This is a genomic window from Cupriavidus consociatus (assembly GCF_017814975.1).
GTDB classification, from domain to species: domain Bacteria; phylum Pseudomonadota; class Gammaproteobacteria; order Burkholderiales; family Burkholderiaceae; genus Cupriavidus; species Cupriavidus consociatus.
The window spans coordinates 85,718-99,433 of sequence record NZ_JAGIQA010000006.1 but is presented as its reverse complement, the minus strand read 5'-3'; the positions used below and the strand labels follow the sequence as shown (position 1 = coordinate 99,433).

At 66.2% G+C, this 13,716-nt stretch carries 13 protein-coding genes; 1 reads left to right on the top strand and 12 read right to left on the bottom strand.

Annotated elements, in window-relative coordinates:
• The first annotated feature begins 109 nt into the window (after positions 1 to 109).
• Positions 110 to 541, top strand: a complete 432-nt coding sequence (locus J8I82_RS10435; protein ID WP_209757017.1) for a hypothetical protein — start codon at positions 110 to 112, stop codon at positions 539 to 541.
• Positions 542 to 580: 39 nt separating this feature from the next.
• Here the strand turns inward: J8I82_RS10435 and ftsB are convergent, their stop codons facing one another.
• The 12 genes from ftsB to edd form a co-directional block, all read right to left on the bottom strand.
• Positions 581 to 922 (bottom strand): cell division protein FtsB, encoded by a 342-nt coding sequence (gene ftsB, locus J8I82_RS10430; protein ID WP_029046895.1) that lies wholly within the window; start codon positions 920 to 922, stop codon positions 581 to 583.
• 168 nt (positions 923 to 1,090) lie between these two features.
• On the bottom strand, positions 1,091 to 2,380 hold the full coding sequence (eno, locus tag J8I82_RS10425; protein WP_209757015.1) for a phosphopyruvate hydratase: 1,290 nt from the start codon (positions 2,378 to 2,380) through the stop codon (positions 1,091 to 1,093).
• Between the two features lie 88 nt (positions 2,381 to 2,468).
• The gene (locus J8I82_RS10420; protein WP_010808997.1) at positions 2,469 to 2,762 is read right to left on the bottom strand and encodes a DUF1330 domain-containing protein; all 294 of its coding nucleotides are present in this window, start codon (positions 2,760 to 2,762) and stop codon (positions 2,469 to 2,471) included.
• A 91-nt stretch (positions 2,763 to 2,853) separates the two neighbouring features.
• Positions 2,854 to 3,723 (bottom strand): 3-deoxy-8-phosphooctulonate synthase, encoded by an 870-nt coding sequence (gene kdsA / locus J8I82_RS10415; RefSeq protein WP_209757000.1) that lies wholly within the window; start codon positions 3,721 to 3,723, stop codon positions 2,854 to 2,856.
• A gap of 27 nt (positions 3,724 to 3,750) precedes the next feature.
• Positions 3,751 to 5,403 carry a CTP synthase gene (gene pyrG / locus J8I82_RS10410; protein WP_209756998.1) on the bottom strand — a complete coding sequence of 551 codons (1,653 nt, stop codon included), beginning with the start codon at positions 5,401 to 5,403 and terminating at the stop codon, positions 3,751 to 3,753.
• A 165-nt stretch (positions 5,404 to 5,568) separates the two neighbouring features.
• Positions 5,569 to 6,375 (bottom strand): alpha/beta fold hydrolase, encoded by an 807-nt coding sequence (locus J8I82_RS10405; protein ID WP_209756996.1) that lies wholly within the window; start codon positions 6,373 to 6,375, stop codon positions 5,569 to 5,571.
• 12 nt (positions 6,376 to 6,387) lie between these two features.
• Positions 6,388 to 7,209: a proteasome-type protease gene (locus J8I82_RS10400; RefSeq protein WP_209756994.1), complete on the bottom strand. Its 822-nt coding sequence runs from the start codon at positions 7,207 to 7,209 to the stop codon at positions 6,388 to 6,390.
• A 132-nt stretch (positions 7,210 to 7,341) separates the two neighbouring features.
• Entirely contained in the window at positions 7,342 to 8,187 is an 846-nt protein-coding gene (locus J8I82_RS10395) for a transglutaminase family protein (RefSeq protein WP_209756992.1), read from the bottom strand.
• Between the two features lie 51 nt (positions 8,188 to 8,238).
• Positions 8,239 to 9,192, bottom strand: a complete 954-nt coding sequence (locus J8I82_RS10390; protein WP_209756990.1) for an alpha-E domain-containing protein — start codon at positions 9,190 to 9,192, stop codon at positions 8,239 to 8,241.
• Positions 9,193 to 9,259: 67 nt separating this feature from the next.
• Positions 9,260 to 10,735 carry a circularly permuted type 2 ATP-grasp protein gene (locus J8I82_RS10385; RefSeq protein WP_209756988.1) on the bottom strand — a complete coding sequence of 492 codons (1,476 nt, stop codon included), beginning with the start codon at positions 10,733 to 10,735 and terminating at the stop codon, positions 9,260 to 9,262.
• Positions 10,736 to 11,049: 314 nt separating this feature from the next.
• On the bottom strand, positions 11,050 to 11,535 hold the full coding sequence (locus J8I82_RS10380) for a gluconokinase (protein WP_209756987.1): 486 nt from the start codon (positions 11,533 to 11,535) through the stop codon (positions 11,050 to 11,052).
• A 139-nt stretch (positions 11,536 to 11,674) separates the two neighbouring features.
• Positions 11,675 to 13,570, bottom strand: a complete 1,896-nt coding sequence (gene edd / locus J8I82_RS10375) for a phosphogluconate dehydratase (protein WP_209756986.1) — start codon at positions 13,568 to 13,570, stop codon at positions 11,675 to 11,677.
• Positions 13,571 to 13,716: the final 146 nt, after the last annotated feature.

The following is a 13,716-nucleotide window of genomic DNA, read 5'->3' as shown; positions in this document are numbered from 1 at the left end:
ATCCGTGGCGAGCCTGGTTCGTGGCGGGTCCGGCGCAGCGGAAACATCCGGCGCGCCGCCCGGTCCAACGGCTGTACGAATCGCTGTACGCGCGAGCCTGAGAACCGCCATGTCCGCCGAAGCTTCCCTGCCCTTGCCCGAATCCAGCGCCACGACGGCGGCCACCGCGTGCGGGCGGCTGCGTGGCGCTTCTGCATTCGCCGCGGCCTGCACCCTGCTGCTGGCGGCCGGCTGCGCGCAGATCCCGCGCGACGCCAACGGCTCGCCACCGACGGAGCGGCTCGCGCCGAACGCCATGCCACCGGCCCGACTGACACCAGAAGCTCGCCAGAAGCTCGATGCCCTGAACAAGGAGGTGCTGCGCGAGCAGGCCGACGCCATCGCACGGCAGCAACAGGCCGAGGCCTATGCGCGCGCGGCATATGCCTATCCCAATACCAGCTGGAACCTGTTCTACGGGGGATGGGGCGGCGGCCACTGGGGTGGCGGCGTCAGCGTGGGAATGCCCGGCTACTGGGGCGGATATCCGTACTGGTGGTGACGGCGGCCAGGATGCCGCCAGCAGGAAACAGATCGTTGATCAGTGCCCGCCGCGCCCGGCGACGGAATTCGCCGGCGGCGGCAGCGGCGGCGTGGCGCTGACCTTGGGCGCCGGTGCCACGAACTGCACGAACACCTCGCCTTCCCTCACCATGCCCAGCTCATAGCGCGCTCGTTCCTCGATCGCGCCGGTGCCGTCCTGCAGGTCGGCGACTTCTCCTTCCAGCTTGGCATTGCGCAGCTTGAGCGTCTGGTTGCGGGTACCTTGCTCGGTCAGCTGCCGGTTCAGGTCCCAGACACGCAGCCAGCCACCCTTGCCCAGCCAGAGCGGATACTGGACCGCGAGCAGCAGCACAAACAACAGCAGCGAAATCAGACGCATGAAAGGTGGCGGACGAGAGATTCCGCACAATGATCTGCGAAGTCAGCCCGGAAGGCAATTGCCAGGCAGATTTCGATACAAAAACGGCGGTGGCCGGATGTTATCCGTGCCACCGCCCTTTTACAGCCACTTCGTCACGCCCACACTGACGGGCGCGACGGGCAAGGATCAGCGCAGGTTGTAGAACGCGCCCTTGCCCGGATAGCTGGCGATATCGCCCAGGTCTTCCTCGATGCGCAGCAGCTGGTTGTACTTGGCCATGCGGTCCGAGCGCGACAGCGAGCCGGTCTTGATCTGGCCGGCATTGGTGCCCACGGCGATGTCGGCAATGGTGCTGTCTTCGGTTTCGCCCGAGCGGTGCGAGATCACGGCGGTGTAGCCCGCGCGCTTGGCCATCTCGATGGCGGCGAAGGTCTCGGTCAGGGTGCCGATCTGGTTGATCTTGATCAGGATCGAGTTGCCGATGCCCTTCTCGATGCCTTCCTTCAGGATCTTGGTGTTGGTGACGAACAGGTCGTCGCCCACCAGCTGCACGCGCTTGCCGAGCTTGTCGGTCAGCGTCTTCCAGCCGTCCCAGTCGCCTTCGGCCATGCCGTCCTCGATCGACACGATCGGGAACTTGTCGCACAGGTTGGCCAGGTAGTCGGCGAACTGGGTCGACGACAGCTTCAGGCCTTCGCCTTCCAGCTGGTACACGCCTTCGCCTTCGTGGTAGAACTCGCTGGCGGCGCAGTCCAGCGCCAGCAGCACGTCTTCACCGGCGCGGTAGCCGGCCTTCTCGATGGCTTGCACGATGGTGTTCAGGCACTCCTCGTTGGACGAGAAGTTCGGGGCAAAGCCGCCCTCGTCGCCCACCGCGGTGGACATGCCCTTGTCGGCCAGGATCTTCTTCAGCGCGTGGAAGATTTCGGCGCCGCAACGCAGCGCTTCGCGGAAGCTGGTCTGCGACACCGGCATGACCATGAATTCCTGGATGTCCAGGCTGTTGTTGGCGTGCGCGCCGCCGTTGACGATGTTCATCATCGGCACCGGCAGTTGCATCGCGCCCGAACCGCCGAAGTAGCGGTACAGCGGCAGGCCGGCTTCTTCAGCGGCGGCCTTGGCCACGGCCATCGATACGGCCAGCATGGCGTTGGCGCCCAGACGGCCCTTGTTCTCGGTGCCGTCGAGGTCGATCAGGGTGCGGTCCAGGAAGGCCTGCTCGGAGGCGTCCAGGCCCATGATGGCTTCGGAGATTTCGGTGTTGATGTGCTCGACGGCCTTCAGCACGCCCTTGCCCAGGTAGCGCGACTTGTCGCCGTCACGCAGTTCGATGGCTTCGCGCGAACCGGTCGACGCACCCGACGGCACCGCCGCACGGCCCATCACGCCCGATTCCAGCAGCACGTCGCACTCGACGGTGGGGTTGCCGCGCGAGTCGAGAACCTCGCGACCGATGATATCTACGATTGCACTCATGAATTCCTCTCTGACTGTTGATTCTTGCTGCTGCTGATTACTTCAACCTGTGCCCGTGTCAGGCGCATGTCAATCTGCCCGACAACCCTCAGGCAGCGCCTTCCACGACGATCATGTTCATCTTTGCTGCATGCTCGCGCGCCTTGCGGGCAGCGCGATAGGCTTCGCCGTCGTGGAACGACCTGGCGGCTTCATAGCTGGGGAATTTCAGCACCACGACGCGGGTCGGCGCCCACTCGCCCTCCAGCGGCTCGGTCTTGCCGCCGCGTACCAGCACTTCGGCGCCATGGATCTGCATGGCCTTGCTCGACAGCACTTTGTATTCTTCGTACTGCTGGGGGTCGGTCACGTCGACGTAGGCGATGATATAGCCCGCGGCCATGGAGAATCTCCCGATTTTTTGTATTGTCTTTCGATATGGTTTGTCACCACCGCCACCAGCAAGGGCACGGTGATGACAAACCCGGCCTGCTTCAGGCGCAGGCCGGCCAGCCGAAGTTGTCTTCCAGGAAGCCGGCGCGCTTGACCAGCGTGTCGAGTTCCTTGAGCACGGCCAGCAGTTCCTTCATGCGCGACAGGGGCACCGCATTGGGGCCGTCGGACATCGCCTTGCTCGGATCCGGGTGCGTTTCCATGAACAGGCCCGCCACGCCGGTGGCGACGGCGGCGCGGGACAGCACCGGCACGAATTCGCGCTGACCGCCCGAGCTGGTGCCCTGGCCGCCCGGCAGCTGCACCGAGTGGGTGGCGTCGAACACCACCGGGGCACCGGTCTCGCGCATGATTGCCAGCGAGCGCATGTCGGACACGAGGTTGTTGTAGCCGAACGAGACGCCGCGTTCGCAGGCCATGAAGACGTCATCCGGCAGGCCTGCGTCGCGCGCGGCATCGCGGGCCTTGTCGATCACGTTCTTCATGTCGCCCGGCGCCAGGAACTGGCCCTTCTTGATGTTCACCGGCTTGCCGCTCTGGGCGCAGGCGCGGATGAAATCAGTCTGGCGGCACAGGAAGGCCGGCGTCTGCAGCACGTCGACCACGGCGGCGACGGGCTTGATCTCGTCGATCTCGTGGATGTCGGTCAGCACCGGCACGCCGACCTCGCGCTTGACGGTCGCCAGGATCTCCAGGCCTTTCTCCATCCCCAGGCCGCGGAACGACTTGCCGGACGAACGGTTGGCCTTGTCGAACGACGACTTGTAGATGAACGGGATGCCCAGCTCAGCGGTGATGGCCTTGAGCTCGCCGGCAGTATCCAGCGCCATCTGCTCGGACTCGATCACGCACGGACCGGCGATCAGGAAGAATGGCTTGTCGAGGCCGACCTCGAATCCACAGAGTTTCATGACAGACTCCTCTCTTGCCGCCTGGCCTCAGGCGCCCTTGCGCTGCTGGCTGGCCAGCGCGGCTTCGACGTAGGCCTTGAACAGCGGATGGCCGTCACGCGGCGTCGAGGTGAATTCCGGGTGGAACTGCACGCCGACGAACCACGGGTGCATCGACTCCGGCAGTTCCATCATTTCCGGCAGGTTCTCGGTCGGGGTACGGGCCGAGATCACCATGCCGGCGTTTTCCAGCGTCGGCACGTAGTGGTTGTTGACCTCGTAGCGGTGACGGTGGCGCTCGTTGACGTCCGCGCCATAGATGGCATTGGCCTTCGTGCCTTCCTTGACCGGCACGCGCTGCGCGCCCAGGCGCATGGTGCCGCCCAGGTCGGATTCGGCCGAGCGCTGCTCGACCTTGCCTTCGCGGTCGACCCACTCGGTGATCAGCGCGACCACCGGGTGTTCGGTCTCGAGGTTGAATTCGGTCGAGTTGGCGTCAGCCATATTGGCCACGTGGCGGGCAAACTCGATCACGGCCAGCTGCATGCCCAGGCAGATGCCCAGGTACGGCACCTTGTTCTCGCGTGCGTACTGGATCGCGCGGATCTTGCCTTCCGTGCCGCGCTTGCCGAAGCCGCCCGGCACCAGGATGGCGTCGAGCGGGTCCAGCACTTCGAGGTGGCCCGATTCCAGTTCCTCGGAATCGATGTACTCGATGTTGACACGCGTGGCGGTGTGCATGCCGGCGTGGCGCAGCGCCTCGATCAGCGACTTGTACGACTCGGTCAGGTCGACGTACTTGCCGACCATGCCGATGGTGATTTCGTGCTCGGGATTTTCCTGGGCGTTGACCAGCTTCTGCCACATCGCCAGGTCGGCCGGTTTCGGGTCCAGGCGCAGTTCCTCGCAGATCAGGCGGTCGAGCCCCTGTTCGTTGAGCATCTGCGGAATCTTGTAGATGCTGTCCGCGTCCCACACCGAGATCACGGCGTCTTGCGGGATATTGGCGAACAGCGAGATCTTGGCGCGCTCGTCGTCCGGGATCGGGCGGTCGGCGCGGCACAGCAGCGCGGTCGGCGAAATGCCGATTTCACGCAGCTTCTGCACCGAGTGCTGGGTCGGCTTGGTCTTCAGCTCGCCGGCGCTGGCAATGAACGGCACCAGCGTCAGGTGCACGAAGGCAGCGTGGTTGCGCCCCATGCGCAGGCTCATCTGGCGCGCGGCTTCCAGGAACGGCAGCGATTCGATGTCACCCACGGTACCGCCGATTTCCACCAGCGCCACGTCGGCCTTGCCGTCGTGCGAGGCAGCGGCGCCCTTTTCGATGAAGGCCTGGATCTCGTTGGTGATATGCGGAATCACCTGCACGGTCTTGCCGAGGTATTCGCCACGGCGCTCCTTGCGGATCACCGATTCGTAGATCTGGCCGGTGGTGAAGTTGTTCGACTTGCGCATCTTGGCCGAGACGAAGCGCTCGTAGTGGCCGAGATCGAGGTCGGTTTCCGCACCGTCTTCCGTGACAAACACCTCGCCATGCTGGAAGGGGCTCATCGTGCCGGGATCGACGTTGATGTAGGGATCTAGCTTGAGGAGGGTGACTTTGAGGCCGCGCGACTCAAGAATGGCCGCGAGCGAGGCAGCAGCGATGCCCTTGCCGAGAGAAGAGACGACGCCACCGGTGACGAAGACGAATTTGGTCATAAACCGAGCTTGCCGGGGAAATCGGGATTATACATGAGAGCCCGGCCCGCGCCGACCCGGAAATTGTGACAACCCCGCTGGCCAATCGCTTGCCTGGCGGGGGCTGGACGGGGATTTTCCGCGGGCCACACGGCAGGCTGCGCCGCATGCGCCGCATGAGGGGGATCAACGCCCGTCGCGGCGCATCGCCCCGATCAGGTCGCGCACCAGTTGCGCCGTTTCCTGCGGCCGCTCCATCGGGTACAAATGGCCGCCCTCGATAAAACGCAAGTTTTCGCCCACCAGCTTGCGGGTCGCTGCGAGCCCGCACTGGCGCACCTCGCGCGAGCGCGTACCGGCGACAAAGCCGACCGGCACTGGCGCGCCCCGCCGGAGCTTGCGCCCCAGGCTGGTAGGCAGTGTGCGGTAGATCCAGTATTCGACCTCGCGGTCAAAGCGCAAGCGCCTCTCGTTGTCCTTGCCGGTCGGCTCGGTGCCGTGGAGCGCATAGTCGCGCAGCACCTCCTGGTCCCACACGGCAAAATTCGGCTTGCTGCGGAAGTGCTGCCACACGGCCTCGGCATCCGGCCAGTGTGTACGCCGGTTCCTGGTCACCGCCGCCGGACCGGGTTTCTCGTCGATGCCAAGCACCTGCGCCGTCTTCAGCAGCGAGGCGCGCCAGCCGGCAATGATCGGCGAATCCAGCATCACCACGCCGCGCACCCATTCGGGCCGGCGCAGCGCCGCCATCATCGACAGAAAACCGCCCAGCGAATGGCCCACCAGCCAGACCGGCTCCCGGTACTGGCGCCCCACTTCCGCGAGCAGTTCCTCCACCAGGTGCGGCCAGCCACGCGTGACCGGAAACTGGGGCCGGTGGCCATAACGGTCCACGGCGCGGAACTCGAACTCGTTGTCCAACTCGCCAAACAGCTTGCGGTACGTCGTGACCGGGAAGCCGTTGGCATGCGAAAAATGGATGATCTCGCGCATCGCCGTCCCGCCTTATTCCTGGGTGCGGGAGGGATTGCGCCTGGCGCGCACCGGCTGTCCCCAGCAGTCGCCCTCGCCGCTGCGCGCCAGCGGGAAGTCGGCATGCAGTGCCGGATCCCATTCGGGGTTGTGGATCTCGCCGAACACCTGCCGCAGGCGATGGCCCCATGTATCGCGGATCATGCGGAAATAGGCGTTGCGCTCATCGATGTTGACGAACCGGGTCACGCACAGTGAATCCGCCTCGTAGACCAGCAGGTCAAGCGGCAAACCCACGGAAATATTCGACTTCAGCGTCGAATCCATCGAGATCAGCGCGCATTTTGCGCCCTCGGCCAGCGGCAGCGAAGGATGCACGACGCGGTCGATGATGGGCTTGCCGTACTTGGCCTCGCCGATCTGGAAATAACAGTTTTCCGGCGTGGCTTCGACGAAGTTGCCGGCGGCATAGATGTTGAACAGCCGCTGCCGCTCGCCACGGACCTGGCCACCGAAGATCAGGCTGACATTGAATTCGATGCCGGCATCGCGCAGCGCATGCGCGTCGCGCTTGTGCACCTGGCGCACGGCGTCGCCGACGATGGACGCCGCTTCAAACATGTCGCGCGCATTCCACAGCGAGCGCTTGTCGTCGTGGTTCTCCGCCAGGATCTGGCGCACAGACTGGCTGATTGCGAGATTGCCCGCGGTCATCAGCACCATCACGCGGTCGCCGGGCTCTTCGAACACCGTCATCTTGCGTGCCGTCGAGATGGCGTCCACTCCGGCGTTGGTGCGGGAATCGGACAGGAATACCAGGCCGGCATCCAGCCGCATGGCTACACAGTACGTCATGGTCTTGTTCTGGTGTTCTTGTCGGACGGCCGGGAGTGGCCGGCCGGTGGCCTGCATTAACGGATTCTAGCGCCGCTGCCGCGTCTCGGTGCCGGTTCTGGAATGGGGCACCTAATTGGCGCGGTGCCGGAGCTAGGTCGGGTCGGCAAGCGGCGTGATCACGACATTGACTTCGAGCGTCTCGCCGGCACCGCCCTCCAGGATGCCCCGGACCGGTGCGGCGGACTGGTAGTCGCGCCCCACGGCGAGGCGGACATGACGTTCGTCGGTGAGGCAGCCGTGGGTGATGTCGATGCTGCACCAGATTTCGCGCTGCGGGTCCAGGCAAACGTCGGCCCACGCATGGCTGGCCAGTTCGGTGGCGGCGGGATCGTAGAAGTAGCCGCTCACATAGCGCGCCGGGACGCCGAGCGCGCGGCACGCCGCCACCATCACCTGCGCCTGGTCCTGGCACACGCCGCTGCCCAGGCCGAACGCCTCGGCGGCGGAGGTCCCGACATCGGTGGTATTGGGCTTGTAGCGCACGCGTTCGCCGATGGCCTGGGCCAGTGCCAGCAAGGCGGGAATCTCGTGGCCCGAAGCCAGGAACGGTGCGGCGAAGGCCTGCATCTCGCGCGGCGCCGTGGTCAGCGGCGTGCTTCCGAGGAAGTACAGCGGCGACACGCGCGATTCGCCGGCCGGGGGCGCATCGCAGAAGGCATGGTGGCCGTCGCGATCAAGGTCGCCATGCGGCGGCAGCACTTCCACCTCGCCGCTGGCCTCGATGGCGATGGTGTCCGCCGGGCCTGCGACGGTGAAGTTGTGCACGATATTGCCGAAGCCATCGCGCGCTTCCGAAGGGTTGCCAGGCGTGTTCAGCTGCCAGCTGTGCACGGTCTGCAGCGGGCCAGAGCGCGGCTCGAGCCGCAGCTCGTGCACGCTGCGGCGCACCGGCTCGGCATAGCGGTAGACAGTATGGTGGTGGATCTTGTATTTCACGGTATCAGGGCGCGGCGGCGGCAGCACATGGTCGCCACCGGCGTGCCCATGTCAGGCTGCCTGCAGCGGCACCAGGAAATCCCGGCTGATGCCATTGCCGAGATCGCCGATGCGCTCCAGGAAGCTGGTCAGGTACGCGTGCAGGCCGACGGCAAAGATATCGTCGATGCGCGCGTACTTCAGGTCGGCGTGGAGTTTACCAGCCTGCCGCTCGGTCTCCGCCGACTGCTGGTTGCTCACCATGGCCAGGATTGTCACCACCTCGTCCATGCTCGACACCAGCGAGCGCGGCATGTCGGGGCGCAGCACCAGCAGTTCGGCCACGCGCTGGGGCGTGACCACCGCGCGATAGACCTTGCGGTAGACCTCGAAGCCGGACACCGAGCGCAGCACCGCTGCCCAGTGGTAGAAGTCATTCTGCTCGCGGTTGGGATTGCTGTCGTCGCTGCCCGAGGCCTGGAACTTGACGTCGAGGATCCGCGCGGTATTGTCGGCGCGCTCCAGGAAGGTGCCCAGCCGCATGAAGTGGAAGGCATCGTCCTTGAGCATGGTGCCGAACTGCACGCCGCGCGCCAGGTGCGAGCGGAACTTGACCCACTCGAAGAAGCGCGACGGGTCTTCCCTGAGCACGCCGTCGGCAATCATGCGCTGCACGTCGAGCCAGGTGGTGTTGACGGTTTCCCAGACTTCGGTGGTCAGCGAGCCGCGCACCGCGCGCGCGTTCTCGCGTGCCGCGCGCAGGCAACTCATGATCGAAGACACGTTGGTCATGTCGCGCACCATGAAATCGATCACATCGTCGCGCGACAGCAGGCCGTACTTGTGGTCGAAGGCCTGCGTCAGCTCCGAGATATCGAGCATGGCCCACCAGCCCTGCTCGGCCACCTCGGCCGACTGCGGCAGCAGCGAAGTCTGGTAGTTGACGTCGAGCATGCGCGCGGTGTTTTCCGCGCGCTCGGTGTAGCGGGCCATCCAGAACAGGTGGTCGGCGGTACGGCTCAGCATGTGGGCTCTCCTCGCATGGCGGCGGCGGCGTTGTTGCCGGTCCCGGCCGCGTGATGGGCTGTCGTCGTCATCGTTCGAGCACCCACGTGTCCTTGGTGCCGCCCCCTTGCGAGGAATTGACCACCAGCGAGCCCTCGCGCAGCGCCACGCGCGTCAGCCCGCCGGGCACCATGCGCACCTCCTTGCCCGACAGCACGAACGGGCGCAGGTCGATATGGCGCGGGGCGATGCCCGACTCCACATAGGTCGGGCAGGTCGACAGCGCCAGCGTCGGCTGCGCGATGTACTGCTCGGGCCTGGCCTTGACCACCTCGCGAAAGGCATCGATCTCGGCGCGCGTCGCGGCCGGTCCCACCAGCATGCCGTAGCCGCCGGCGCCGTGGGTTTCCTTGACCACCAGATCGTCCATATGCTCGAGCACGTATTGCAGGTCGTCGGGGCGCCGGCACATGTACGTCGGTACGTTGCTGAGGATGACCTCCTCGCCGAGGTAGAAGCGGATCATGTCGGGCACGTACGGATAGATCGATTTGTCATCCGCCACGCCGGTGCCAATCGCATTGCAGATGGTCACGTTGCCGGCGCGGTAGACCGACAGCAGCCCGGCCGCGCCGAGCGCGGAATCGTGCCGGAATACCAGCGGGTCGAGGAAGTCGTCGTCGACGCGCCGGTAGATCACGTCGATGCGCTGTGGCCCCTGCGTGGTGCGCATGAACAGGTGGTCGTCCTCGACGAACAGGTCGCTGCCTTCGACCAGTTCCACGCCCATCTGCTGCGCCAGGAAGGCGTGCTCGAAGTACGCCGAGTTGTACATGCCCGGGGTCAGCACCACCACCGTGGGATCGGCGATCGCCTGCGGCGATACGCCGCGCAGCATGTCGAGCAGCAGGTCCGGATAGTGCGCCACCGGCGCGACACGGTTGCGCGCGAACAGGTCCGGGAACAGCCGCATCATCATCTTGCGGTTTTCCAGCATGTACGACACGCCGGAGGGCACGCGCAGGTTGTCTTCCAGCACGTAGAACTCGCCCTCGCCGGCACGCACCACGTCGATGCCGGCAACGTGCGCATAGATGTCGTGCGGCACGTTCACGCCGAGCATCTCGGGCCGGTATTGAGCGTTGTTGTAGATCTGGTCGGGCGGGATCACGCCGGCGCGGATGATGTCCTGGCCGTGGTAGATATCGTGGATGAACCGGTTCAGCGCGGCCACGCGCTGGCGCAGGCCCTTTTCGAGCAGCGCCCATTCGCTGGCCGGGAAAATGCGCGGGATCACGTCGAACGGGATGGTGCGCTCAGTGCCGCTGTTGGCCTCATCCTTGTCGCCATAGACGGCAAAGGTAATGCCCACGCGCCGGAAGATCAGGTCCGCTTCCGCCCGCTTGTTGTCCATGGTGCCGCCGGACTGTCGCGCCAGCCAGTCAGCGAAATGCCGGTAATGCGGGCGTACCGCCCCGTCGGGCAAAGCCTGCCCTGCCTGGATGACCGTGGGCGGCCCGTCGGCGCGCCAGTCCAGCATCTCGTCGAAAAACCGCCCCGCCATGATGGCCGTTCCTCCATGTAGTGGGCGTCTGGGTGCTGCCACTGCTCCGCATCCGGCCGCCCTGGTTTGACCTGGCTGTCCTGCCACAAGCCCGCCGCGCGGTGCCCGGGATGGTCTCCGATGAGCATTGGCGCGGCGATGCTGTCGAGTCACTGGCCCTTTCAGCATACCTGTACCGGCGAAAGCCGCAAGCTTGCGGACCGTGGCCGGCACGGAAAGTGAGCTAGCAAGATGTCTGCCAGCGCACGCAAAAACGGCCGCCAGCGGAGCTGGCGGCCGTCATGGAACGGAGCGGATGATCGCGGGCGAAAGGTTCAGCGAGCGGAAGCCTGCAGGATAGTGTCCACCAGGACTTCGGGCGGCTGGCGGATATCGAGCTCCAGCGCGTCGAGCGGCGCTTCGAGCGTATCGAACTGGCTCTGCAGCAGTTCGGGATTGAAGAAGTGGTCGGTGCGGGCGGACAGGCGCCCGGCGATCAGTGCGGCATCGCCCTTCATGTGGACGAAGGTCACGCCGCCGTCGTGCGGCATCAGCCGGTCGCGGTACGCCTGGCGCAAGGCCGAGCAGGTGAACACGTGAGTCCGGCCTTCGGCGCGCGCCGCGTCGATGGCGGCGCGCATTGCCGCCAGCCAGGGCCAGCGGTCCTCGTCGGTCAGCGGGATGCCCGCATGCATCTTGGCCTTGTTGGCCTCGCTGTGGAATTCGTCCGCGTCATGGAAGCCGCAGCCCAGTCGCTGCGCCAGCAGCTGGCCGACCGTGGTCTTGCCGCTGCCGGAAACGCCCATCAGGATATAGATCATGTCTGCTCCGTCGGTCTTGGTATCGTCTTGCCGTATTGCTGTGGTGCTGTCTTGTTTTCGGATGGCCTCGCGACCCTGGCCAATGCCCGGGGCCGCTCCCGTCGTTCCCGCGCCGGCGGCAACGACGAGCGTGCATAGGCTATTGTGCGACGGATTGCGCCGCCACGGCAGCCACGGATGCGCCGGGCGCGGTGCCGGCATCCGCTTCGGACAGGTCGAGTGCGCTGCCCCCCTCTTCCGCGACGCGCGCGTGGCGCCGGAACGAACCGAACAACCCCCGTCCAAGGCTGAACCGGGCGAATTCGTCGGCCGGCGCCAGTGCCGGCTCGCGGGCAGCGAACTCGACCTCGTCACCCAGCCATTGCAGCACGCCGGCCACCGCGTCGACGCGGATACGGTCGCCGTCGCGCACGCGGGCCAGCGCGCCGCCGGCCAGTGCTTCGGGGCCGACGTGGATCACCGCAGGCACCTTGCCGGACGCGCCCGACATGCGGCCGTCGGTCACCAGCGCCACCTTGTGCCCGGCGTCCTGCAGCGCGCCCAGCACCGGCGTCAGGCGGTGCAGCTCAGGCATGCCGTTGGCGTTGGGGCCCTGGAAGCGAACCACAGCGATCAGGTCGCCGTTGAGTTCGCCGGCGTCGAACGCCGCCTGCAGCGCTTCCTGCGCGTCGAAGACGCGCACCGGCGCCTCCACCACGCGGTGCTCTCGCGCCACGGCCGAAACCTTGATCACGCCGCGACCCAGGTTGCCCTGCATCAGCCGCAGCCCGCCTTCGGGTGAGAACGGCGCCGCGGCGCTGGCAACGACCTGGGCGTCGCCGCTTGCCGTCGCCCCTTCGCGCCATTGCAGCACGCCATCGCGCATCACCGGCTCCTGCGTGTACCGTGCCAGGCCAGGGCCCGCGACGGTCTGCACATCCTCATGCAGCAGCCCGGCCTGCAGCAGCTCGCGGATGATCAGCCCGGCACCGCCGGCGGCATGGAAGTGGTTCACGTCGGCGGAGCCGTTCGGGTACACCCGCGCCAGCAGCGGCGTGATGCGCGACAGGTGGTCGAAATCGTCCCAGTCGATGATGATGCCCGCGGCACGGGCCATCGCCACCAGGTGGATCGTGTGGTTGGTGGAGCCGCCCGTCGCCAGCAGGCCGACCATGGCATTGGCCACGGCGCGCTCGTCGACGATGCGCGCCAGCGGCAGGTACTCGCTGCCGCGCGCACTCAGCGCGATCGCACGCTGCGCCGCCGCTGCGGTCAGCGCGTCGCGCAGGCCGCTGTCCGGGTGGACGAAGGCCGCGCCGGGCAGGTGCAGGCCCATGATTTCCATCAGGAACTGGTTGCTGTTGGCGGTGCCATAGAAGGTGCAGGTGCCGGCGCCGTGGTAGGCCTGGCACTCGGCCTCGAGCAGCGCATCGCGGCCAACCTGGCCGGTGGCGTAAAGCTGGCGCACGCGCGCCTTCTCCTTGTTGGACAGGCCGGTAGCCATCGGGCCCGCCGGCACGAACACGACCGGCAGGTGGCCGAACTGCAGCGCGCCCATCAGCAGGCCCGGCACGATCTTGTCGCATACGCCCAGCATCAGGGCCGCATCGAAGGTGTTATGCGACAACGCGATGGCAGTGGCCATGGCAATCGCATCGCGCGAGAACAGCGACAGCTCCATGCCGGGATTGCCCTGCGTGATGCCATCGCACATCGCCGGCACGCCGCCCGCCACCTGCGCCACGGCCCCGACAGCGCGCGCGGCTTCGCGAATCACGCCGGGGTAACGCTCATAGGGCTGGTGGGCCGACAGCATGTCGTTGTAAGCGGTCACGATACCGAGGTTGGGCGCATGGTCGACGCGCAGCTTCAGCTTGTCGTTGGCGGGCAGCGCGGCAAAGCCGTGCGCCAGATTGGCGCAGGACATGCCGCGCAGCGGCCCCAGCTCGGCTTGCGCACGCTCGCATCGCGCGAGGTAGGCGGCACGGCTGGCGCGGCTGCGGGCAACGATGCGATCAGTGACGGACAACAACTCGGCATGGACGGCGATGGGCATGGCGGAGACGTTCCTTTTGTCGGGGCGTCGCACCAAAGCGGCGCGATCGCATGTAGATTTTCTACATTATTACCGATAGCAATGCCGCCGTCGACTGGATCATGCATCACAATGGCGCCAACATCTGTTCAGGCTCCAGGATTGCG

Excerpts from the sequence above, each read along its gene's own strand:
- J8I82_RS10435 (WP_209757017.1), top strand. The coding sequence starts at position 110 with ATGTCCGCCGAAGCTTCCCTGCCCTTGCCCGAATCCAGCGCCACGACG.
- ftsB (WP_029046895.1), bottom strand. The coding sequence starts at position 922 with ATGCGTCTGATTTCGCTGCTGTTGTTTGTGCTGCTGCTCGCGGTCCAG.
- eno (WP_209757015.1), bottom strand. The coding sequence starts at position 2,380 with ATGAGTGCAATCGTAGATATCATCGGTCGCGAGGTTCTCGACTCGCGC.
- J8I82_RS10420 (WP_010808997.1), bottom strand. The coding sequence starts at position 2,762 with ATGGCCGCGGGCTATATCATCGCCTACGTCGACGTGACCGACCCCCAG.
- kdsA (WP_209757000.1), bottom strand. The coding sequence starts at position 3,723 with ATGAAACTCTGTGGATTCGAGGTCGGCCTCGACAAGCCATTCTTCCTG.
- pyrG (WP_209756998.1), bottom strand. The coding sequence starts at position 5,403 with ATGACCAAATTCGTCTTCGTCACCGGTGGCGTCGTCTCTTCTCTCGGC.
- J8I82_RS10405 (WP_209756996.1), bottom strand. The coding sequence starts at position 6,375 with ATGCGCGAGATCATCCATTTTTCGCATGCCAACGGCTTCCCGGTCACG.
- J8I82_RS10400 (WP_209756994.1), bottom strand. The coding sequence starts at position 7,209 with ATGACGTACTGTGTAGCCATGCGGCTGGATGCCGGCCTGGTATTCCTG.
- J8I82_RS10390 (WP_209756990.1), bottom strand. The coding sequence starts at position 9,192 with ATGCTGAGCCGTACCGCCGACCACCTGTTCTGGATGGCCCGCTACACC.
- J8I82_RS10385 (WP_209756988.1), bottom strand. The coding sequence starts at position 10,735 with ATGGCGGGGCGGTTTTTCGACGAGATGCTGGACTGGCGCGCCGACGGG.
- J8I82_RS10380 (WP_209756987.1), bottom strand. The coding sequence starts at position 11,535 with ATGATCTATATCCTGATGGGCGTTTCCGGCAGCGGCAAGACCACGGTC.
- edd (WP_209756986.1), bottom strand. The coding sequence starts at position 13,570 with ATGCCCATCGCCGTCCATGCCGAGTTGTTGTCCGTCACTGATCGCATC.